This window comes from Wolbachia endosymbiont (group A) of Clivina fossor, assembly GCF_964026865.1.
Taxonomy (GTDB): Bacteria; Pseudomonadota; Alphaproteobacteria; order Rickettsiales; family Anaplasmataceae; genus Wolbachia.
This window is the reverse complement of the sequence record NZ_OZ034707.1, coordinates 1,161,995-1,182,780: the sequence shown is the minus strand read 5'-3', so window position 1 is coordinate 1,182,780 and position 20,786 is coordinate 1,161,995. Positions and strand designations below refer to the sequence as shown.

Below are 20,786 nucleotides of genomic sequence, written 5' to 3'. Positions count from 1 at the left end.
TATTAAGAGACTATTTACTCCTTCAACATAGACGACACTTTTTTCGAGCAGGAAATCACTTTATTAACCATATAGTTTTCATGATTGTTATCTATTTTAGGCAACTCATACAGATAATTCACCATCATTCCAGCCGACTGACTAATACCCTTTTCAGAAGTATCCGCCATCCAGTTTAATTGTTTTATTGATGCGCCATTGCTTAAATGAAAATGTGCCACTGGATCATAAGCATTTCCATTACTATTATTCACTTTTAGTAAATAATATGTACACAGTTTAAGCATGCATTGTTTAGTTTCATTTGTACATTCAACGTTAGTTTTTAATTGCTCTGCACTTTCTAAAATTTCTGCACTAGATTGTTTTATATTTAGTTTGCCCAATAAAGTGACATCTTGGTTTAGATTGTTTTTTAGCCATTTCGTAAAGCCAGGTATTGGAGAAAGAGTTGCGTATGTTTTTATACTTTTAAACTCTTGCGATAGCTTTTCTACAACCCTTTTGATCAAAAAATTACCAAGGCTGATTCCAGATAACCCTGCTTGAGTATTTGATATTGAGTAGAATATAGCAGTGCTTGCACTACTTGGATCACTTGAAGGTACTGATTCATCTAAAAGGTGTTGAATGCTATCTGCAATCTTATTCACCAATGCAACCTCTACAAAAATTAGAGGTTCGTTTGGTATTTTGTAATGAAAGAAAGCAAAACAGAGACGATCAGAATCTAGTCTGTTTTTTAAGTCATCCCAAGAGGAAATTTTATGCACAGCTTCATATTTTATAAGTTTTTCTAGCAATGATGCAGGTGAATCCCAGGTGATTTGACGAAGATCGAGTAGATCAACATCAACCCAAGTATAGAGTATATTTTTTAATTCATTCTCTAGTGGATTCAAGCTTCTATATTGGTTCTTTAGCTTAAGCACATCAGAACGCATATCAACAATAAACTTGAAGCCTTCTGGTAGAGAAATAAATTGCTTCAATATTTTAGAACGCGGTGATTCAAGAATTTTTATTAAATCCTGTTCAAATTTATAGTTTAACTCGGGATCTTGATTTTCCTTGTACTCTTTTATTTTCTCATCTATTTCTTCTTTATGTAGACTAAATTTTTCTGCCAGGGTTTGCAGAAATTTTATTTTACCTTTCTCTGATAAGCTTAAGTACAAATTACCAAGAGATACAGCATTCTTACGTGCTGAAACCTCCCCTCCCTTTGGATTTAAGCACTCGTTCATCTTCAAGACTAAACTATCGATATCGCGACTGTTGCTTAAATCAGGACCGATGTTACCAATCCACGATCTTACAGCATCTGCCACTTCACCTAGTATTTTAAAAAAGCTTCTTACCGCTTTTTTGTCTTCAACTTTCACTATATCAGTTTTTACCAATGATTCTTTTGTCATAGATTTCCTTTATTATACATGGCTAATGCAAGTCAGGTTTCCCTACGTCATACCGCCGCGGTATCTCTAGATCCCGCTAACAAGCAGCGTGATGACGAATTTGTCGTTTGTCAAATCGTCGGTAAACCCAAGTTATTTTAGCTACATATAGCTTAAGTTAAAGGAAAATTTTAGCTACATAGCAGGCATTATTACTGAATTATTAATAATTCAGTAATACAATAGACTTCTTGCACTACCTCCCAAGCCACAACTGTCATTCAGTAGAAACAAAAAACTTACTTGACAAACTCCGCCAGCCCCCTTATTATGATAATAAGGGTATTCATGACTCAAAACTTGTTTTTGACCTGCAGGCTCAATGACAAAATTCAGTAAAAAACTTAGGGTATTTTTTGGTGGATTACATAAAATTATAGCGGCTGCATGTCTTTTAAATTTTTTCTACATTCAGCCAAATCGCGCTTATTTTAAGCGTTAGCACATTATTACAGCGCCACTTACAGTAATATAGAGTCAAAACTCGCACCACGGGGCTTCTTTTGCCTTTTTTTTCGCTTGGTAAATTTCTTAATATTTGTAGCTGAACGACAACCGTCATCCCTGTAAAGGTCAAGTATCCCGCTACGTGTTATACCAATTCTCAATAATAATGAGACAAATGAAAAAGAGTGCTTTCCGCCTATAACTGGAGGTTTAAGTGAATTTATCGTATATTCTATTTGTCTTCCCAATAACGAAGTTTGGTATTAGCGGATGAGATACCGCGAATGAATCGCGGTATGACGGTCTGCGGCGGAATGACGGTTCGCGGCGGGATGACGGTTAAGCAATTCGTCATCCCGCTACGTGTTAGCGGGATCTATGCTAAGAGATACCGCGAATGAATCGCGGTATGACGGTTCGTGGCGGGATGACGGTTAAGCAATTCGTCATCCCGCTACGTGTTAGCGGGATCTATGCTAAGAGATACCGCGGCGGGACTCCGCCAACAATATTGCAATAAACCTGAAACTTGAGAAGACTATTTCTCGAAAGCTTCTACAAAAAGAACGGAGAGTTGAATTTATTTATAGAGCTAATGATCAAATAACCATATGTCTCGATGAATAATATATGGTAGAGCTCATGGGCAACAAAAAATTAATAGTTCGGATTAGTTGTAGTTATGAAGTAAATCGATTAGCAGAGTTGTATCTATTAGATGCATATGAAAAATTAGTGTTAAGTAAACCAATAAAAGCGAGCAAAAAGGAAGAAAACTCTGAATATAAGAAAGTAGATTTGAGGACGGTAAAATGGTAACAGTTAGTTTATATGCAAGAGTTTCTTCAGGTAGGCAAGCACAAGAAGATACAATAGCAAGCCAAATTGCTGCTATAGAGAATCAAATTAGTATGGATGGACATAAATTATTAAATGAATATAAATTTATTGATAATGGTTATAGTGGTTCTAACATAATCCGTCCTGGTTTGGAAAAATTACGTGATAAAATAGCAGAAGGTAACATTGATAAGGTTTATATTCATTCTCCTGATCGTTTATCTCGTAAGTATGCATATCAGATGATATTACTTGAAGAGTTTAAGAAATTAGGAGTGGAAGTCATTTTTTTAAATTATCAAATTAGCGATAATCCAGAATCTCAATTACTATTACAAATGCAAGGTATGATAGCAGAATACGAACGTGCAAAAATCATGGAACGAAGTCGTCGAGGAAAGATTTATGCAGCAAATAAGGGTTGTATAAGTGTAATGAGTGCTGCTCCTTATGGCTATCGTTATATAAACAAAAATACAGAAACAGGACAGGCCTTATTTGAGATTTATGAAGAAGAAGCTGAAGTTGTTCGTAAAGTATTTTCTTTGGTAGGAAGAGAAAGAGCCAGTATAGGAGAAGTATGTCGTAGGCTAAGTGCTATGTCCATTATGACGAGAACTGGAAAAGAGTATTGGGATAGGGCTGTAGTTTTGAGTATGTTAAAAAACTCTGCTTATAAAGGACAAGCAGCTTTTGGTAAAACAAGGTTTGGCGTAAAACTAAAACATATAAGACCGAAAAAAAACTCCTGCGAGCATCCAAAAGATAATTATTCTACTTATCCTGTTCCAAAAGAGGATTGGATTTATATTAAAGTACCTAGTATAGTAAGCGAAGATTTATTTGAAATCGTTCAAGAACAATTAGCTGAGAATAGAAAAATAGCAAGAACAAGACAAAGAGGAGCAAGACATTTATTGCAAGGTTTAGTAGTATGTAAGCTTTGCAATTATGCATATTATGGTACTAGCACTGCAAGGAATAAGGAGGGGAAAAAAACTAATAATCAGGTATATTATCGTTGTGTTGGCACGGATTCATACCGTTTTGGCGGTAATAAAATGTGTAACAACAAATTAATTCGTACAGATACATTAGACATGGCTGTGTGGGAAGAGGTGAAACATCTATTAAAAAATCCGAATAGAATATTAGAGGAGTATAAACGTAGACTTTCAGAACTTACCACTAGATCAAAAAAGCGCTTTGCTTGAAACACAAGAAGATAAATTAAAACGAGGTATTGCAAGGTTAATTGATAGTTATACTCAAGAATATATTGATCAAGAAGAATTTGAGCCAAGAATTAAAGCAATGAAACAAAACTTAAAAATGGTTGAAGAACAAAAGAAAAAGATATTTGATCAGAAAAAACTCACACAAGAGTTAACTCTAGTAGTAACAAATTTAGAGGGGTTTTCCTCTAGTATTAACTCAAGTCTTAATAATGCAGACTGGCTAACTAAACGTGATATTATTAGAACGTTAGTTAAGCGAATTGAGATTAATTTTGAGGATGTAAACATCGTGTTTAGAGTAAAAGAGCTTCCAGACTCTTTTCATATGGAGAAAAATCAATGCTTGCAATGTTGTTGTAGGGGTAGGTATGACGGTTCGTGGCGGTATGACGGTTAAGCAATTCGTCATCCCGCTACGTGTTAGCGGGATCTATGCTAAGAGATACCGCGGCGGTATGACGTAGGACTGCTGTCATTCAAGTAGCTGACACTGGAATGACACGTCATAAAGGAACCAGTGTCAGCTACTTGGATGATACCTTTTTTCTACTTAGTTTGGGTTATGCAAGAAGTCTATTTACTTCTTAACTTGACGCACATGATGTCTTGCAGCATCATCTACTGCTTCTAAATAAACCATCGCCAAACATATACCACTGTGTACTTCTATAGATAACTTATTGCCTAAACTTCGATTAAAGCAAGAATTCTTTCCTGGAAAAGCAAGGTTGCTAAGATGCAGTTCCCATTTTAATCCTTTGGTTGATATTTGAGCTCTCGGTATACCAAGTAAAGATATTTTAGTATCTTTCGGCAAAGAAAAATGGGTAATACTTTTTTGTAGGATGTAACCTACCATGGGAGGTGAAGGTGTGTAAAAGATACTGCCCGTACTTAGAAAAATGTTAATATTCTGTAGTATGTGATCAATTGCTCCTCCAGTAATACCCGTTACTATTGATGGCAATAACTTTACTGTTTTTAAGTGAGCCATTGCTTTAGAAAAGTCGCAATAATCTTGATCAGGTAGATATATCGTATTCAAATTAGCACGTAAATCCGGATTTACGCTATCCAAATCTCCTACTACAAGATCAGGTTTTACGCCAATTGATAGAAGCTTGTTTGCTCCTCCATCTACAGCAATAATAGGTATATCTCGTTTAAAAAACGATGAGCTCGGTATTTCTCCATTTAGCACTATAATAGAACGATATTGTTGTTGTGTACTGCAGTGCAGCACATGATCATGGTGCAGGTTTTGCATCGTAGTAACATTTTTGAATAATTGATATTATGCTAATCACTAATCCAGCAATATTGCTAAGCACCACAAAAATTGAGCTCTGGTAAAGACCATAGCCAATCCAAGACAATGAACAAATAAGATAGTTTACTAACATTAGCATCGATACATCACGAGTAACTTTAGTGATATATGCTTTATATACTTGAGGTGATAATCCAATTAGAGATGCAATTAACGCAATGAAGCCGAAGCATTCTTCAATATTTATATACATACATTTTCCTACGCTTGCTTTAACAATATCAGGTTCAAAGGGTTGTACTTTATGTACTCTCAGCTTTTCTAGAGCACCCCTAATGCGTGTAATTTATAACATCATTTAGTCTATTAATCAAGAAATTAATAGTGACTTGCATTCATGAAACCCAATCGGCTTCTATGCTAATTATTATCCAAACTAATCGTCGGTTGTGCATCTTGCTCAGAGATTAGGGCAACCAACAAATTATTTATCAATTGAACCTTTTGCTTGCCATCTAATTGTAAGCTTTTGTTTTTTTCAAAATGAGCTATTACTTCCTCGACAATTCCTATTGCATTTTGCACTATATGCCTTCTTGCCGAAGTGATAGCATGTGCTTGTTGACGCCTTAACATTGCTTGTGCAATCTCGGACGAATACGCCAAATGCGATATTCTTGCTTCTGTAATCTCAATTCCCGCAATATCTAATCTTTGTTGTAACATTGACCGCAATTCATCTGAAATTTTATCAGAATTTTTACGTAAAGACTCCTCATCGCTTTCGCTATCATACGGATAATTGCTTGCTAATTCTCTTATTACTGAGTCACTTTGTACAAAAACAAATTCGTGATAGTTGTTAACATTATAATACGCCTTTGCAGGGCTGTTTACTCTCCAAACAATTACTGCAGAAATCTCTATTGGACTTCCATTTGCATCATTCACTTTTATTTTTTCTGTGTTAATATTTTGAAATTTTAGAGAAATGACATGTTTGTTTGCAAATGGGATTGTGATAAACATTCCGGATTTAAAATAAGTTCCAATATAATGACCAAGAAATTCTATCACTCTTGCTTCATTAGGATGATTGATAAAAAACCCTGTAGGTAAAATTATGAATAGGATCACGAATAGGATCACAAATGGGATTATTAATACTAAAGCAGTACCATCCATTGAAACCAGGCTATTGTGTATTAAAGCCAGAGTATCATACACCGCAAGTAGTGATAACGGTATTGCCATTAGTATTATCACTAGTATTAATGCAGGAAAAAACCGAATTTGACTTAAATTTCTATCGTTTATCGTATTCTTATCCATATTGTCTTTAAACTTCTTTTTCACTTGAACCCTCTCTGTTGATCGTTTTATTTATCTTATTTACAAATAGTTTAAACTCTCTTAATTCATGATCAGGCAATTTTACTTCAGTTTTATGCGCTATCGTAAGCGGATCGATGTGTTTGCCGTTATATATAACTTCGTAATGTAAATGGGGTCCTGTTGCAACACCAGTGCTACCAACATAGGCGATTACCTGCCCCTGCTTTACTTTAGAGCCTAACTTTATATCGCCACTAAATCTACTTATATGCGCATAACAGGTTGAATATTCATTTTTGTGTTTTATTTTGATGTAATTTCCATAGCCACCATTCTTTCCTATATATTCTACCACACCCTCTGCAGCAGCGTATATGGGAGTGCCAAGCTTAGCTGCATAATCCACTCCTTTGTGAAAAGCAATTTTACCGCGAACAGGATGCTTTCTATTGCCAAATTTTGAGGATATGCGATAATCTCCATTTAAAGGATTTGCAAAAATTTCGCCATTTTTTAAGCTTATTCCTTCTTTATTAAAATACCTTTCTTTGCCGTCTTGCGATTTATAATGATATAAACTAATAGCTTTCTTGTTTATTGTCAGTGAAGCATATAAAATCTTTTCTTCAGTCTTCTGATTACTGAGCGATCTCTCAAAAAGAACCTCCAATTTACTCTTCGGCACAATGTCTTTTTTAAAATCAACACCAAAATCTTTATATATGTTGATCAATTTTACCACTGTATTTGGCGCCAACCCTTGCTCAATTCCCGTGGCAAAAAAAGAAGATTTTATGGTGCTGGATATGAATAATAATCTTCTATCATGGTTGCTTTCTGTCACCTCAAAATTCTCTCCTGTCATTCCAGCGCTTGACGCTGGAATCCAGCTTTCTGGTAATTTCACCGAAAATGTTGCATAGTGTGCTTGAATTTTTCTGGATCCCAGTGTCAAGCTACTTGGATGACACCCTATGGGCGCAGCCTTTGCACGCTCCTTTTCTGTCATTCCAGCGCTTGACGCTGGAATCCAGTTGTTATTATACAATCGCTTGGTGTGTCCATTTGTAATTGAATTTTCTGGATCCCAGTGTCTAGGCACACAACTGCACGAACATTGCAATTTGCGGGTGGTGTCATTCCAGTGCTTGACACTGGAATCCAGCTCTTTGACTAACAATGCTGCATAGTGTGCTTGAATTTTTCTGGATCCCAGTGTCTGGGCACTGGGATGACACCCTACACACTGGAATGGCTGTGCAAGATCTGTTGATGTTTCAGTAGCATATGCTGGTAAAATACAAAGCAATACAAATATTACCAGCCTCATAGCTTATCAACAAAAGTAAAATTACCTTCAACATACTGTACATCATCATTATCTTCTAATTCTTCAACCAATGTGGATAATTTATCGATCAACTCTTTATCGCTAATTTCAACTAGATCCTTTGGTTGCCACGAAAGACGAGCAAGTTCTGGTTCTCCGAATTTTGCATAAAAGGCATCGCGTACTTTACCAAAATCTTTTATTTCACAAGTTATAACGTGTAATCCTTCTTTGTCATTTTCCTCAACATTCAATACTTCTAACTCGATCCCATAATTAAATAAATCATCAAAATTCACACCCTCTGCTTTATAGACGATTAAGCCTACATGATCGAAAAGGTAACTAACACTTCCTGTTTCTCCCAAGTTTCCACCCTTGCGAGAAAATATATAACGTACCTCAGAAGCAGTACGGTTGCGGTTATTAGTCAAGGCATGGACAATAAGTGCAGTGCCAGAAGGCCCATGACCTTCATATTGGATTTCCTCATAATTTTCTCCAGCAACGTTACCAGTTGCATTTTTTATTGCTGTTTCTATTTTATCTTTTGGTAGATTTTCCTTGCGTGCAGCAAATATAGCAGAGCGAAGGCGCGGGTTGAGTTCGGGATCAGGTAGCCCTTGCTTTGCAGCAACTGTTATTTCTCTAATCAGCTTCGTAAATTTTTGAGAGCGCTTTGCATCCTGAGTGCCTTTCCGATGTTTTATATTTGAAAATTGTGAATGACCAGCCATATTCAAATAGTTAAAAACCTAATTATATATCAAAGCATAGAAAAAACTAAAGCAAATTTTCAAGCCTCCGGCTTGGCATCTTGCAGGTTTTCTGCTAATAACATACTTTCATACTGCTCAGCTTCTAAGTCAAGGCCAAGAGCTGAATGGGCTGCTATTAAATAGTTAATAGACTTAGAAAAATATTTAGAATCCTTATAGCTTGCTATATTCTGGAAACGCTTAATTGCTGCTAAATATTCACCACGCCTCAGGTAAAATTTACCGATAGAATACTCTTTTATTGATATATGTTCTGTGATTAATTTTGCTTTTTCCTTGATTTCATCTATATATTCGCTGTCTGGGAAAAGGTTAATGTACTCTGTAGCCAGCTCTAAAGTTTTATATGCAGTTTGCTGTCCAAGTTGCACTTTATTAATTTGCATGTAACAAGATAATACTCTTAAGTAGTATACATATGGTAAATCTTCACCATTTGAATAAACATATATATAATCATCCATATCACTTGCAGCACTGCTATAGTTACCCATGTTATAATGAGACACACCAGATAATAATTTTGCTTTCCTTGCCCAATAAGAGAAAGGGTACAAATCTTCTATCTTTTGAAATGCCCTAATAGCTTGTTTATATTTTTTCTGGTCAAAAAGTTCAACTGCTTCCTCATATAGTTCAGCTTCAGTTTTTTCAAGATCATCCGCATACGATTGTGTAAAGGAGCAAATTAGGAAAATAAAGCACGTGATTAAAGTCTTATACATAAGATTTTTTTCGATCAAAATAAAGTATAGACCTAAATATTACTTAAATAAATAAATTTCTTAGGCAATAGCCGGCCCTTCCTCTTTATAACTACGGTCAGAACTACCTGCATTCCTCGATTTACCTTGTCCTTCCACTTTTGGATCTTTCAGCGTTTTGCTGTAGGAATGTGTAGTTAATATCTGTACAACCATAAAAAGTGCAATACCTATCAAGCCTAAAGTAGGCCCAACAGCAGGATTTAAGGACGATGCTAATGCCATTAACATTATCCTTCTTATTAAAAATATAGAAGAACCAGCAAGCGCCAATCCGGCTACAGACATATTGCTAGTTTTCTTGCTAGATTTTTCATCAAGATTAGATTTTTCTGTTTCCTTTTTCTTATTTTTTTCATGCTCATCAATATAAGAAACAAGAGTTACAAGAAAAGCAATTGCATTGGCAAGAAATAAAATTGCATCCTCTGCTGCTTCAAGTGAAGATGTTTCACCCATTATCATACCTACAATAATCAGTGCAGTTGTTATAGCCTCAATATAGATCAAACACTGACCTATATCAGAAATATTGTGCTCTTTTTCCTTTACTTCCTCTCCATTTTCAATATTCTCCAACTCTCGTTCTTTTTGTGCTATTTTCCTATTATTGTAAATTAAATATAGCGTACAAATAAGAGATAGGACCATAGAAGGTAATATAGTGTGGCTTAGCGCGCCACTTATCACGCCAAGTAATACCTGATCGCTACATATTTTTTCCAGTTCAATAGCCATAAATAATGCAAATGGAACCATTGTTACCAATGATACACATTGTCTATATAGCTCTCTTTTTTTTAGTGTTAATAGCTCTTGTTCTAGCTTCTTCTTTTTTTCTGCTTCTTCTTCCTTTAGTGTTAATAACTCCTGTTCGAGCTTCTTCTTTTTTTCTGCTTCTTCTTTTAGTGTTAATGACTCTTGTTCTGACCTTTCTTTTTTGACTTCCTTATCAACTGTCAGCCAAAAATCCCCAAAAAAATCTTCAGGAGAAAACGTAGTCTTAGGGTTACCAGTCATATAGATCCCGTTGATTTATGAACTAATATATTATATAGGATTTTAACTATTCAGTCAATATTATAAAAATGTTAACCACTTTTGTATATTAACTGTTTCTCAAGAAATTCAGTCAACCTGTTTGATGCCGGCTAGGATATAATTATAGCCTGACCACATAGTTATAATAGCTGCAACCCATAAACAAATTGCACCTATATATTGAGTTGTGTCGTAATCGTTCATTATTAGCGCTACTACAGCAACCATCTGCAAAAATGTTTTAATTTTGCCAGCTTTGCTTACAGGTAGACTAACATTTATAGCTATAAGGAACTCCCGTAAACCCGAAACTAATATTTCCCTACAGATGATGATAATCGATGGTACTATTGTAAAATCATTTATCTTCTGCTTATAAACTAGCATAATTATCGTTGAAACCACTATTAATTTATCAGCAATTGGATCAAATAGCTTGCCAAACTTTGATTGGACTTTCCACGCACGCGCCAAGTAACCATCAAAAAAATCCGTAATGCACGCAAACACAAAGATTGATATTGTTATCAGGCCTGCATATTTATTTTCTATATAAAAACTTAATATTATTGCTGGTATTGCAAGTGCACGAGAAATTGTAAGCAAATTAGGCACGTTTTTCTTAAGCATGTAATATCATCTTACGTAATAGGTAAACTTATACAGAAGTACAACAGAGTTCACAAGCTAATAGTTTACAATTGAACATTTATAAAAACTCCATATACTTAAAAATTACAAGCTTAAAATATAAGAATGAACGATGATTTAGATAATACCACAAAACAAGAGGCACTTAAGTATCACAGTAGAGGTGGTAACCCTGGTAAAATTTCAATCATGCCAACAAAACCTTTATCTACCCAGTATGATTTGTCACTTGCTTATTCTCCTGGCGTTGCAGCTCCGTGCCTTGAAATAGCTAAAAATCCTGAGGTTGTTTATGATTATACGGCAAAAAGCAATTTTGTAGCTGTCATTTCAAATGGCACTGCAGTGCTTGGGCTTGGTAATATCGGTCCTCTTGCTGCAAAACCTGTCATGGAAGGCAAAGCTGTTTTATTTAAGCGTTTTGCTGATATTGATGCAGTTGATATAGAAGTTGGTACAGAAAATATAGAAGATTTCATCAATGCAGTAAGGTACCTTGGGCCAAGTTGGGGGGGGATAAATTTAGAGGATATAAGATCTCCCGATTGTTTTATAATAGAGAAACGTCTGAATGAACTGATGGATATTCCAGTGTTCCATGATGACCAGCATGGAACTGCAGTGGTTGTTGTCGCTGGTATAGAAAATGCTCTTGATATTGTCGGAAAGAAATTAGAGGACGTTAAGATCATTATGAATGGTGCTGGAGCAGCCGGTATTGCATGTTTAGAAATACTAAAGTCCATGGGCGCTAAAAATATAGTGCTGTGTGATAAGCAAGGAGTAATATACAAAGGTAGAAACGAGGACATGAATGAGTGGAAGGAAAAATATGCAATTGATACTTCCGAACGTTCTCTACTTGATACAATAAAAGGCGCTGATGTATTCATCGGATTATCTGCAAAAGATGTGTTAAATGAAGAGATGTTAAAGAGTATGGGCAAAGACCCGATTATTTTCGCTCTCGCCAACCCCGATCCAGAAGTAAGGCCTGAGTTTGCAAAATCTGTGAGGCCAGATGCAATAATCGCAACTGGCAGGTCAGATTACAACAATCAAGTCAACAACGTAATGGGATTTCCTTATATATTCAGAGGAGCGCTTGATGTACATGCAACAACAATAAATGATGAGATGAAAATTGCAGCTGCAGATGCAATAGCAAAGCTTGCCCGTGAGCCAGTGTCTGACGAGATATCTGCAGCCTATGGCGGTCGTAAAATGAGCTATGGACGTGAATATATAATACCTACTCCATTTGACCCAAGATTAATTTCTATAGTATCTCCTGCTGTTGCAAAAGCCGCAGTTGATTCAGGTATTGCAAGAAAGGCAATACAAGATTGGAGTAAATATGAAAATCAATTGAAATCTCGCCTTGCTAGTACACTTAACACGCTGAATCTACTGTCTTCACAATATTAGTAACCATATAATCAATAATTCAATTGCACCCAGTCGTTTTAGATTTATAATGAAAGTATTGTAATTTAAAGCAAATCAATGACTATTGCAATTCACGAATTAGAAAGGATCATCAAACAATCGTTCCCCGACGCTGATATAAAGGTTCATGACCTTGCTGGAGATGATGATCATTATCATTTAAAAATAACCTCCAAGCGCTTTCTTGGAAAGACAAAAATAGAACAGCATAAAATGGTATATAAAGCTCTGGAAGGTCAGTCTATACACGCCTTGCAACTGGAAACTAATACTTAAAAATAAGGTGAATTTATGAGCAGTTTTGAACAAATAAAAAAAGATATAGCGGAAAATGATGTGGTGTTGTACATGAAAGGCACTTCTGATTTTCCTCAATGCGGATTCTCTGGACTCGTCGTGTCAATCCTAAAAAAATTGAACGTGAAGTTTAAGTATATTAACGTGTTGGAGAATGATGAAATACGTGAATCTATAAAAAAGTTTTCTGATTGGCCAACAATTCCACAATTATATATAAAGGAAGAGTTTATCGGTGGTTGCGACATCACTCGCGAGATGTACGAAAAAGGCGAACTGCAAAATTTATTGAAGGAAAAAAAAATTATTGCGGAATAAGTACCAAGAAACCAGTGCCCAGACGCTGGGATTGGTATAACGTAGTATAAGCTATGAAAAAGGATCTTATGTCTTAAACCTTATCACCAGGCTTAACAAATAGGTGGCCCAATACTATTAACTTTATGGGTTTACCTTCGTTATTTGCTACTATCCAAACCCCATTGCTCTCATGATCAACAATTTCTATTGGTACAAATATTACATAATTATTGTCATCAACAATCTTTATTCCAAGAGCACCCTCGTCACTTAAGCTCAGGGCTGAAGAAGGAACTTTATATGCAAATCTTTCGCCTGAAGGTAGTCTTACGTTGGCAGTTAGTCCCTGCAAGGATATCATTTTATTATTAATTACCTTTACCTCTACCCTATAAGACCCAGTTTTAGGCTCAGCAATTTTACTAATAAAACTTACTTCACCTGCCAATTCTTTTCCGTCCAGTAAACTAATTTGAGCTGTGCTGCCTAGCTCTATTTTATTTACTTCATTTTCCGAAACGTATAACACCACAAGAATTTGATCGAAATCAACCACGTCAGCTATTTTTTGCCCAGCATTAACAAAATCCCCTTCGTTTGCATTGATTTTATCAATATAACCATCTATAGGAGATTTGACTGCAGTATTTTCTAAATCCAATTCTAGCCTTTTTAGGTCAGCTTTTGCACTTTGTAACGCAGTAAAAGCTGCTTCTACTTGTATTTGTGCTCCATAGCCTGTTTTATTCAGTTTGTGAGAGGAATCATACTCAATTTCACGCTGCTTTAATAAAGCTTTGGCTTTCTGAGCTTGCTCAATCCTGTCATAATCTTCTATCTTTAACACTACATCATCTCTTTTTACCTTTTCACCATCAGGTAAATAAATAGCAATAATCTTACCACTTATTTTTGAGACAAGGCTAGCTCTATGTAAGGGATTTACTGTACCAGAAAAATTTAAATATATAGTGCGGTTTTGCGGCGCACATTCTTGAGTTTTTACTGAAAAGCTACTAGTTGCATTATCACTATGAACCGCCTGATCTTTTTTTAAAAATGCACTGCTGATAAAAAACAGTAGAATAAAAGCAATACTAGAAATGATGATTACTTTATTTCTCATCTTTAAACAATAGAATTTGTTGACTAATTTTGTTAGAAACAACTGCATAAATTTTCGAATCAAAAATGTAAGTATAATACATGCACCATTGTCACTCCATAAATAGTTTTATATGAGAACAAACACAAGATTTTCCTACAATAAGTAAGTTTTTTATTGCTAAGAGGCAGTATAAATTCCGTTAAAAAGCAGCAGAATGACAAACAACCTAAAAATAATTAACTGTAGCAGCCTACTTTTCAATAAACTCCATTTGCATTTCTTGTATATTACTTTCTATTTGCTCTATTTGTTCTATCAACCTTTCCTCTAAGTCAAGATTACCGCTCAACCTCGCTTCGGTTCTTTCTTTTCGTAACGCATTTAATTCTTTTAGTAACACTATATTATTCCACACAATTTCTGCAGATTTTCTCTCGTTCAGTTGGCTATTTAGTACACTAGTTTTTTCAAATACATACTTTATAACGTCAAACTGTTTCAATTCTTGTAACAAAGCCTCTTTACCAAGTTTGCTTTTGTTACTTATTACATCAATTACACACTGTTGTAATCTTTTCATCTCATTAGTAAATTCAAAATGAGAAAATTGCTCAAAAAATATAGGACGGTTCAAGATTTCAGGAAATTCTACGGCTATACGCAAAATTATGGCCTGATTTTGCTCTGCCTCAATTAGCTCTGGAGATTTGTTATGAAGATACTCACCTTTTGTTGCTCTAGTTTTACTATTAAAAATCTGTTTTTTGAAGCTACTTCTTAGTTCACTAGCCTTATTGTAAAAATAATCTCTATAATACCTTCTAATACTGCTGTTGCTAATAGTATTTACATATTCCATGAACTTGTGCTCAAGAATTGAATATTTTTCCGGAGCAAGTTTTTCATAATTTTGAAAGTTGCTATCGATTATGTGACGCCATAAATATTCAGAATGCAGTTTTGTTGAATGGTCAAGAGCAGTCAACACGTCTTCTTTCTTGTATGCCAGTTCGTTACATATATCGTATGGATCTTTATTACTCGGCAAAGTCACAAACTTTAACGTGTATCCAGGCTCTAATATTGGCAGAGCAAGTTCTGCAACTCGGGTAGCAGCATGACGTCCAGCACTATCGCCATCCATACAGATGGAGATTTCTTTAGCAAATCTCCATAGATTTTTTATCTGTTCTGCAGAAATTGCGGTACCAAGTGGAGCAACTGCATTACTAATTCCCGCTTGATGTAGCGCTATAGTGTCCATATATCCTTCAACAACAAATATGTGCTGTTTTTTACGTATTTCGCTTAAAGCAAAGTTTAATCCGTATAAATTCTCCCTCTTCTTGAAGAGCTGACTCTCTGGGCTATTTAAATATTTTGGCTGTTGCTCAGAACTCAGCGCACGTCCGCCAAAACCAATAACTCTTCCTGCAATGTTGTATATAGGAAATATCAGCCGGTCATAAAAATAATCATGAAAATTTTTGTTTACTAATCCAATATCAATTAAAATTTTGTCTTCAATACCTGAAGAGTTTAAATACTCTTTCAAACCAGAGCTTGGTGCATAACCTATCTTAAATTTATCTATGATTTCAGGTAAAATCTTGCGCTGCTTTAAATAATCTACAATGCCCTGATTTTTTTGTGCAAACCAATTTGCAGCTAAATCAAGCGCTAAAAATAGTTTATTGTCCCCTTTTGTAATACTAAGACTTTTGGGCAGTTCAACACCTGTAACCGATGCTAATCTTTCCAATGCTTCTTTAAAGCTTAATCCTTCAGTTTGTGAAATAAATTCAAATGCATCACCACTAGCTGAACAACCAAAACAGTAATATAACCCCTTAGTATTGCTCACCGAAAAAGATGGGGTTTTTTCGTTATGAAATGGACAGAGCCCAACAAAACTATCTCCTCTTTTTATTAGCCTGACTTTTTTACCTACTATGTCAGATAATAATAATTTTGATTTTATAATATCTATGTGATCCATCTTATTGAATTAGTAGTAGGATAAAAATTATATAGAATTTATACACATCTGACTCGAAATTTATTTCAAGCTTTAGGACTCCCGAAAGATCAGGAGTATTAAAACGGCTTGACAGAAAGATCAAAATAAATTACCCATATAAATATCCTTAAGTTATGCAAGATCAACTTTTTATATGTCAGATATAATATCAATTGCCTCAGATCATGCTGGTTATGAATTAAAATCAGAAATAAAATCCTACCTGGAAACCCTGGGTTACACAGCGGTAGATCAAGGCTGCACTGCTAAGCAAAAGTGTGTAGATTACCCAGACTATGCTGTTAAAGTTGTAGAAGATATAACAAGCAAAAAAGCAAATTATGGGATATTAATTTGTGGTACAGGTTTGGGCATGAGTACTGTGGCAAATCGTTTTGAAGGAATCTACGCTGCTTTATGCAATAGTGTTGAGATCGCAAAATTAGCTCGCGAGCATGGCAACACAAATGTACTGTGTCTTGGTGCAGGATTTACTGCGAGTGGATTAGCAAAAGACATAGTCAAACAATTCCTCGAAACAGAATTTTCAAAAGAAAGCAGACATAAAAAACGCCTTGATAAACTCAGCAATATAACCTCTAAGAAAAAAAAAACAAAAACTTATAACGAAGATGAAATATCAAAATTCGCTAAAATGGCAGGTGAATGGTGGGATGAGAATGGTAAATTTAAGCCATTGCACATGATGAATCCTATTAGAGTATCTTACATTATTGAGAAAATAAAAGAGTTAAAAAAATGCGATTTAAAAGAATTATCATTGCTTGATGTTGGATGCGGTGGTGGCATTTTATCAGAATCAATGGCACGCGTTGGCATTAATGTTGTGGGAATAGATGTATGTGAAGAAAACATCAAAGTGGCACAGTCACATGCGAAAAAAGTAGGGCTTAATGTAGAATATATGCACACCAGCATTGAAGAGCTAAGCAATGACAAGAAGTACGACGTGGTTCTGCTGATGGAAGTAGTCGAGCATGTAGATAATTTAGAATTCTTTATGAGAAGAGCAATAGAATTGCTGAAACCAGAAGGGCTAATCTTTATATCCACAATAAATAGAACTATCAAATCCTTCTGTCTTGCAATAGTCGGCGCAGAGTACATATTAAATTGGCTGCCTAAGGGTACGCATAATTGGAATAAATTTCTCAAGCCGTCAGAAATTGCAAATCACTTAAGAGAAAATAATGTAACGCTGCAAAACATGGCTGGCATGGAGTACAACGTAATAAAGCGTGAGTGGAATTTAACTAAAGGTGTGGATATTAATTATATACTTTGTGGTTTGATGAGTGGTTAGATTTAACTCTATAAAAGCACCATTTTCACTACCAATACTTTGAAGGATCTAGACCAGCTTTCTTACATTTGCCCTTACTAGTGAGCACCCAGCCATTAGGACAACATCCTTGAACCCCGTTTCTCGAAGGGCCACAACGATCACGACCTATGTATTCATATCCAGGAGCAGCAACACACTTTCCATTCTCCAAGGTTTGACCTTTAAAAAGACAACAAACTTCTTTTCCTGTTACCTTTATTACAATTTGAGGAGCACCGAAAAATACAGCAGTAAACATACCCAGTGCGAAAAGTGCAGGCCAAGGCATTCTACCAAATATTGCAAGCAAGCTTGAACCAATGATTACCACTGTAATCATTGGTCCACCTATTCCATGAACGTAACCTATTACATTACATCTGTTGCTCCATCAGCGTGTGCATCAAATGCATAGGAGAAAATTAAAACTACAAATAGAATTACAAGAAAATTTCCCATTGTTCTTTCAATAATCATACCTGATTGTTTCTTATTTTAATAAAATTTCAGTAAATAGCTTTTTTCAAAAATTATGCTTAACCCAATCAATATTTATTTATTACTGCCTTTTTAATACTATAATTAACTCAGTTGATTTTTATCAAAATGCTAAACCATGGATCGATTTGAGAACTTTTACATCACCACGCCAATATATTACGTAAACGATAAGCCGCATATCGGTCATGCATACACTTCTCTCTTGTGTGACGTGGTGGCAAGGTTCATGAAACTAGCTGGGAAAAATGTCAAATTTACCACCGGTACAGATGAACATGGACAAAAAATAGAAAAAGCAGCTAAAGCAAAGGAAATGCGGCCAAAAGAATTTACAGATGAAGTGAGTGTTTCATTTAAAGAATTAGCTAAGTTCATGAATTTTGAGTATGACGATTTTATTCGCACTACGGAGGAACGTCATGAAAAAGCAGTGGTAGCTTTATGGAATAGGCTTGAAGAGAGAGGACAAATATATTTGGATTCCTATTCGGGTTGGTATTCAGTTCGTGATGAAGCATTTTATCAGGAATCAGAGCTGATAGATGGCAAAGCACCAACAGGTGCTGAGGTTGAATGGGTAAAAGAAGAGAGCTACTTTTTTCGTTTGTCGAATTGGCAGGATAAATTACTAGAACTATATGAAAATCAGCCAAATTTTATCTTTCCTGAGAGCAGAAAAAATGAAGTGGTATCGTTTGTAAGATCAGGGCTCATTGACCTCTCAATCTCTCGCACTAGTTTTAACTGGGGAATAAAAGTACCAGGTAATGACAAACACGTAATCTATGTCTGGATAGATGCATTAACCAATTATCTCACGTCAATAGGTTTCCCTAGCACTGAAGGTGAAGAATATAAGAGATTTTGGGCAGAATCCAAAACGCAGATTCCAGTGTCAAGCACTGCAAACCTAGCTGACAACTCTTTCAACGTTCATGTAATCGGCAAAGACATATTGCGCTTTCATGCTGTGTATTGGCCAGCGATTCTCCTTGCAGCAGATTTGCCACTGCCAAAACAAATTGCAGTTCATGGTTGGTGGCTAAACGAAGGAGAAAAAATATCCAAGTCTCTTGGTAATGTCATAGATCCAATTGGCCTCGCTCAAGAGTTTGGTGTTGATCAACTACGCTATTTTCTCCTTCGAGAAGCAAGTTTTGGCCAGGATGGCAACTTTAGTAAGAAAAACATGATCAGCCGCATAAACTCAGAACTTGCAAACAATATAGGCAATTTAGTACAAAGAACAATTTCATTTTTACACAAGCAATGTTCTGGAATTGTACCAACAATCGATCAAAGCCTACTTAAAGGTGAAGAAAGTCTTCCAGGTTGCAAAGCTATACTCGATCAGGTGATGAATCACCTATCAAAGTATGAGTTTAACCAGATTATACTTCTAATTATCAACATCTCTTCTGAAGCCAATGCTTATATAGACAAAAGTGCACCCTGGACATTAAGCAAAACTGATAGAGAACGCATGAATTTAGTAATCTACAAATTACTGGAATATATCAGGATAATTGGCACTTTATTGCAGCCAATCGTTCCCAAGTCAGCAGAAATAATACTCGATCAATTGCAAATTCCGAAAGAACAACGTGATTTAAAATCTTTGTGCAACGCATGCGTAAGTTCAGGCATTACACTACCTAAACCTACGCCGGTTTTTTTGAGGGTTGATGCTAAAGAGGAGAAATAGTTTTTTAAAAACTATTTCTCCTGAATGAGATTACATCTGGTAAGGATAGTACGTATCGTTGGTATAACCCGTCTCATACCAAACTTCGTTATTGGGAAGACAAATAGAATATACGATAAATTCACTTAAACCTCCAGTTATAGGCGGAAAGCACTCTTTTTCATTTGTCTCATTATTATTGAGAATTGGTATCACTTCCTACAGATGATACTGAAACTCCTTCAAGCATTGTAGAAATATACGGTGCAGCATAATATAAAGCAACACAACCACATACTCCTATTCCAGCTACCTTAGCCTTACCCCACGCAACCCAACTTTGACCATTTTCTTCTTTAGTTGGCTGATTTTCTGGGCTAGAAATCTCAGGATCTTTTTGGATGGTTGTATTAGTTGCTACATACGGAAGTGCAACAACTTTGAGACCTGATAAATTTTCTGTAGCCACATTCTTTTCTTCTTTCGTACTACCCCCAATACTGCCAAGTGTCTTTTTTGCTAACTCAAGTGTTCCCATTGTATACCCAACCGATGTACCACAAACATTTTTTAATTTATTTCCAATACCACTAAGTGTTCCTTTTACTGACTCAGTTGATGGCATAGCACCATAAACATCTTTTAAGCCATCTTTAACAATACGAGTTACACGACCACTAATAAATGCTTCTTTTGTAGATGTAAATGCTTTTTCAGATGCTGTTTGGATATCCTTCATTGCTTGCGGAACAAAAGTTTTCTTGTGTTTAAGTTCTTCTATTTCTTTTTTTTGATTATTAATCTCCTCATTTTTTTTATTAATTTCAATTTTTTGCTTAGAATTTTCCTCCTCTTTAGCTTTTACTTCCGCTTCTTTTTTAGTCAGTTGGTCATTTTGCCCAGAAATTGTTTGCTCTTGAGCTTGTATCT

21 protein-coding genes, 1 pseudogene and 1 riboswitch are annotated in these 20,786 nt (G+C 35.5%); of the genes and pseudogenes, 8 read left to right on the top strand and 14 right to left on the bottom strand.

Annotation, left to right across the window (positions count from 1 at the left end):
- Window positions 1-14: 14 nt before the first annotated feature.
- Entirely contained in the window at window positions 15-1,418 is a 1,404-nt protein-coding gene (locus tag AAGD99_RS05870) for a malonyl-CoA decarboxylase (RefSeq protein ID WP_341822868.1), read from the bottom strand.
- A gap of 500 nt (window positions 1,419-1,918) precedes the next feature.
- On the bottom strand, window positions 1,919-2,152 hold the full coding sequence (locus AAGD99_RS05865; RefSeq protein ID WP_341822866.1) for a hypothetical protein: 234 nt from the start codon (window positions 2,150-2,152) through the stop codon (window positions 1,919-1,921).
- A gap of 394 nt (window positions 2,153-2,546) precedes the next feature.
- Between AAGD99_RS05865 and AAGD99_RS05860 the strand changes: the two genes are divergently transcribed.
- The 3 genes from AAGD99_RS05860 to AAGD99_RS05850 are packed head-to-tail and all read left to right on the top strand — an operon-like array spanning window position 2,547 to window position 4,379.
- On the top strand, window positions 2,547-2,723 hold the full coding sequence (locus AAGD99_RS05860; protein ID WP_182319925.1) for a hypothetical protein: 177 nt from the start codon (window positions 2,547-2,549) through the stop codon (window positions 2,721-2,723).
- Window positions 2,717-3,958: a recombinase family protein gene (locus tag AAGD99_RS05855; RefSeq protein WP_341822336.1), complete on the top strand. Its 1,242-nt coding sequence runs from the start codon at window positions 2,717-2,719 to the stop codon at window positions 3,956-3,958. The genes AAGD99_RS05860 and AAGD99_RS05855 overlap by 7 nt, the downstream gene beginning before the upstream one ends.
- Window positions 3,951-4,379 (top strand): hypothetical protein, encoded by a 429-nt coding sequence (locus tag AAGD99_RS05850; RefSeq protein ID WP_341822865.1) that lies wholly within the window; start codon window positions 3,951-3,953, stop codon window positions 4,377-4,379. The genes AAGD99_RS05855 and AAGD99_RS05850 overlap by 8 nt, the downstream gene beginning before the upstream one ends.
- A 180-nt stretch (window positions 4,380-4,559) precedes the next feature.
- Here AAGD99_RS05850 and AAGD99_RS05845 read toward each other — a convergent pair whose 3' ends face one another.
- The 8 genes from AAGD99_RS05845 to pgsA form a co-directional block, all read right to left on the bottom strand.
- A complete protein-coding gene (locus AAGD99_RS05845) occupies window positions 4,560-5,249 on the bottom strand; it encodes a thiamine diphosphokinase (RefSeq protein WP_341822864.1) in 690 nt (229 codons plus the stop codon).
- Window positions 5,230-5,505: a SemiSWEET family sugar transporter gene (locus tag AAGD99_RS05840; RefSeq protein WP_006280002.1), complete on the bottom strand. Its 276-nt coding sequence runs from the start codon at window positions 5,503-5,505 to the stop codon at window positions 5,230-5,232. The genes AAGD99_RS05845 and AAGD99_RS05840 overlap by 20 nt, the downstream gene beginning before the upstream one ends.
- Window positions 5,494-5,596, bottom strand: a riboswitch (TPP riboswitch). (Overlaps the previous gene by 12 nt.)
- 76 nt (window positions 5,597-5,672) lie before the next feature.
- A complete protein-coding gene (locus tag AAGD99_RS05835) occupies window positions 5,673-6,584 on the bottom strand; it encodes an SPFH domain-containing protein (RefSeq protein ID WP_341823219.1) in 912 nt (303 codons plus the stop codon).
- 7 nt (window positions 6,585-6,591) lie between these two features.
- The gene (locus tag AAGD99_RS05830; protein WP_410529931.1) at window positions 6,592-7,452 is read right to left on the bottom strand and encodes a peptidoglycan DD-metalloendopeptidase family protein; all 861 of its coding nucleotides are present in this window, start codon (window positions 7,450-7,452) and stop codon (window positions 6,592-6,594) included.
- A gap of 461 nt (window positions 7,453-7,913) precedes the next feature.
- Window positions 7,914-8,654, bottom strand: a complete 741-nt coding sequence (locus AAGD99_RS05825) for a YebC/PmpR family DNA-binding transcriptional regulator (protein WP_253309949.1) — start codon at window positions 8,652-8,654, stop codon at window positions 7,914-7,916.
- 59 nt (window positions 8,655-8,713) lie between these two features.
- The gene (locus AAGD99_RS05820) at window positions 8,714-9,421 is read right to left on the bottom strand and encodes an outer membrane protein assembly factor BamD (protein WP_264735694.1); all 708 of its coding nucleotides are present in this window, start codon (window positions 9,419-9,421) and stop codon (window positions 8,714-8,716) included.
- A gap of 60 nt (window positions 9,422-9,481) precedes the next feature.
- The gene (locus tag AAGD99_RS05815) at window positions 9,482-10,480 is read right to left on the bottom strand and encodes a hypothetical protein (RefSeq protein WP_341822862.1); all 999 of its coding nucleotides are present in this window, start codon (window positions 10,478-10,480) and stop codon (window positions 9,482-9,484) included.
- Window positions 10,481-10,588: 108 nt separating this feature from the next.
- On the bottom strand, window positions 10,589-11,131 hold the full coding sequence (gene pgsA / locus AAGD99_RS05810; RefSeq protein ID WP_253309177.1) for a CDP-diacylglycerol--glycerol-3-phosphate 3-phosphatidyltransferase: 543 nt from the start codon (window positions 11,129-11,131) through the stop codon (window positions 10,589-10,591).
- A gap of 126 nt (window positions 11,132-11,257) precedes the next feature.
- Between pgsA and AAGD99_RS05805 the strand changes: the two genes are divergently transcribed.
- From AAGD99_RS05805 to grxD, 3 genes are all read left to right on the top strand, one after another.
- Complete coding sequence (locus tag AAGD99_RS05805) at window positions 11,258-12,580, top strand: malic enzyme-like NAD(P)-binding protein (protein WP_341822861.1); 1,323 nt, start codon at window positions 11,258-11,260, stop codon at window positions 12,578-12,580.
- Window positions 12,581-12,658: 78 nt separating this feature from the next.
- Window positions 12,659-12,877 (top strand): BolA/IbaG family iron-sulfur metabolism protein, encoded by a 219-nt coding sequence (locus AAGD99_RS05800; protein ID WP_096641415.1) that lies wholly within the window; start codon window positions 12,659-12,661, stop codon window positions 12,875-12,877.
- A 15-nt stretch (window positions 12,878-12,892) separates the two neighbouring features.
- On the top strand, window positions 12,893-13,216 hold the full coding sequence (gene grxD / locus AAGD99_RS05795) for a Grx4 family monothiol glutaredoxin (protein WP_164224629.1): 324 nt from the start codon (window positions 12,893-12,895) through the stop codon (window positions 13,214-13,216).
- 73 nt (window positions 13,217-13,289) lie between these two features.
- Here the strand turns inward: grxD and AAGD99_RS05790 are convergent, their stop codons facing one another.
- Window positions 13,290-14,372 (bottom strand): efflux RND transporter periplasmic adaptor subunit, encoded by a 1,083-nt coding sequence (locus AAGD99_RS05790; protein WP_341822860.1) that lies wholly within the window; start codon window positions 14,370-14,372, stop codon window positions 13,290-13,292.
- Between the two features lie 184 nt (window positions 14,373-14,556).
- A complete protein-coding gene (gene dnaG, locus AAGD99_RS05785; RefSeq protein ID WP_341822859.1) occupies window positions 14,557-16,305 on the bottom strand; it encodes a DNA primase in 1,749 nt (582 codons plus the stop codon).
- Between the two features lie 175 nt (window positions 16,306-16,480).
- Between dnaG and ubiG the strand changes: the two genes are divergently transcribed.
- A complete protein-coding gene (ubiG, locus tag AAGD99_RS05780) occupies window positions 16,481-17,650 on the top strand; it encodes a bifunctional 2-polyprenyl-6-hydroxyphenol methylase/3-demethylubiquinol 3-O-methyltransferase UbiG (protein WP_341822858.1) in 1,170 nt (389 codons plus the stop codon).
- Between the two features lie 211 nt (window positions 17,651-17,861).
- Here ubiG and AAGD99_RS05775 read toward each other — a convergent pair.
- Window positions 17,862-18,130, bottom strand: a pseudogene (locus AAGD99_RS05775) (TrbC/VirB2 family protein); the annotation flags it as partial.
- A gap of 157 nt (window positions 18,131-18,287) precedes the next feature.
- Between AAGD99_RS05775 and metG the strand changes: the two are divergent.
- Window positions 18,288-19,877, top strand: coding sequence for a methionine--tRNA ligase (metG, locus tag AAGD99_RS05770; RefSeq protein WP_341822857.1), 1,590 nt, complete (start codon window positions 18,288-18,290; stop codon window positions 19,875-19,877).
- 175 nt (window positions 19,878-20,052) lie between these two features.
- Here the strand turns inward: metG and AAGD99_RS05765 are convergent, their stop codons facing one another.
- A complete protein-coding gene (locus AAGD99_RS05765) occupies window positions 20,053-20,595 on the bottom strand; it encodes a hypothetical protein (RefSeq protein ID WP_341822855.1) in 543 nt (180 codons plus the stop codon).
- Window positions 20,596-20,786 lie beyond the last annotated feature (191 nt).

Excerpts from the sequence above, each read along its gene's own strand:
- AAGD99_RS05870 (WP_341822868.1), bottom strand. The coding sequence starts at position 1,418 with ATGACAAAAGAATCATTGGTAAAAACTGATATAGTGAAAGTTGAAGAC.
- AAGD99_RS05860 (WP_182319925.1), top strand. The coding sequence starts at position 2,547 with ATGGGCAACAAAAAATTAATAGTTCGGATTAGTTGTAGTTATGAAGTA.
- AAGD99_RS05855 (WP_341822336.1), top strand. The coding sequence starts at position 2,717 with ATGGTAACAGTTAGTTTATATGCAAGAGTTTCTTCAGGTAGGCAAGCA.
- AAGD99_RS05845 (WP_341822864.1), bottom strand. The coding sequence starts at position 5,249 with ATGCAAAACCTGCACCATGATCATGTGCTGCACTGCAGTACACAACAA.
- AAGD99_RS05840 (WP_006280002.1), bottom strand. The coding sequence starts at position 5,505 with ATGTATATAAATATTGAAGAATGCTTCGGCTTCATTGCGTTAATTGCA.
- AAGD99_RS05835 (WP_341823219.1), bottom strand. The coding sequence starts at position 6,584 with ATGGATAAGAATACGATAAACGATAGAAATTTAAGTCAAATTCGGTTT.
- AAGD99_RS05830 (WP_410529931.1), bottom strand. The coding sequence starts at position 7,452 with ATGACAGGAGAGAATTTTGAGGTGACAGAAAGCAACCATGATAGAAGA.
- AAGD99_RS05825 (WP_253309949.1), bottom strand. The coding sequence starts at position 8,654 with ATGGCTGGTCATTCACAATTTTCAAATATAAAACATCGGAAAGGCACT.
- AAGD99_RS05820 (WP_264735694.1), bottom strand. The coding sequence starts at position 9,421 with ATGTATAAGACTTTAATCACGTGCTTTATTTTCCTAATTTGCTCCTTT.
- AAGD99_RS05815 (WP_341822862.1), bottom strand. The coding sequence starts at position 10,480 with ATGACTGGTAACCCTAAGACTACGTTTTCTCCTGAAGATTTTTTTGGG.
- pgsA (WP_253309177.1), bottom strand. The coding sequence starts at position 11,131 with ATGCTTAAGAAAAACGTGCCTAATTTGCTTACAATTTCTCGTGCACTT.
- AAGD99_RS05805 (WP_341822861.1), top strand. The coding sequence starts at position 11,258 with ATGAACGATGATTTAGATAATACCACAAAACAAGAGGCACTTAAGTAT.
- AAGD99_RS05800 (WP_096641415.1), top strand. The coding sequence starts at position 12,659 with ATGACTATTGCAATTCACGAATTAGAAAGGATCATCAAACAATCGTTC.
- grxD (WP_164224629.1), top strand. The coding sequence starts at position 12,893 with ATGAGCAGTTTTGAACAAATAAAAAAAGATATAGCGGAAAATGATGTG.
- AAGD99_RS05790 (WP_341822860.1), bottom strand. The coding sequence starts at position 14,372 with ATGCAGTTGTTTCTAACAAAATTAGTCAACAAATTCTATTGTTTAAAG.
- dnaG (WP_341822859.1), bottom strand. The coding sequence starts at position 16,305 with ATGGATCACATAGATATTATAAAATCAAAATTATTATTATCTGACATA.
- ubiG (WP_341822858.1), top strand. The coding sequence starts at position 16,481 with ATGTCAGATATAATATCAATTGCCTCAGATCATGCTGGTTATGAATTA.
- metG (WP_341822857.1), top strand. The coding sequence starts at position 18,288 with ATGGATCGATTTGAGAACTTTTACATCACCACGCCAATATATTACGTA.
- AAGD99_RS05765 (WP_341822855.1), bottom strand. The coding sequence starts at position 20,595 with ATGAAGGATATCCAAACAGCATCTGAAAAAGCATTTACATCTACAAAA.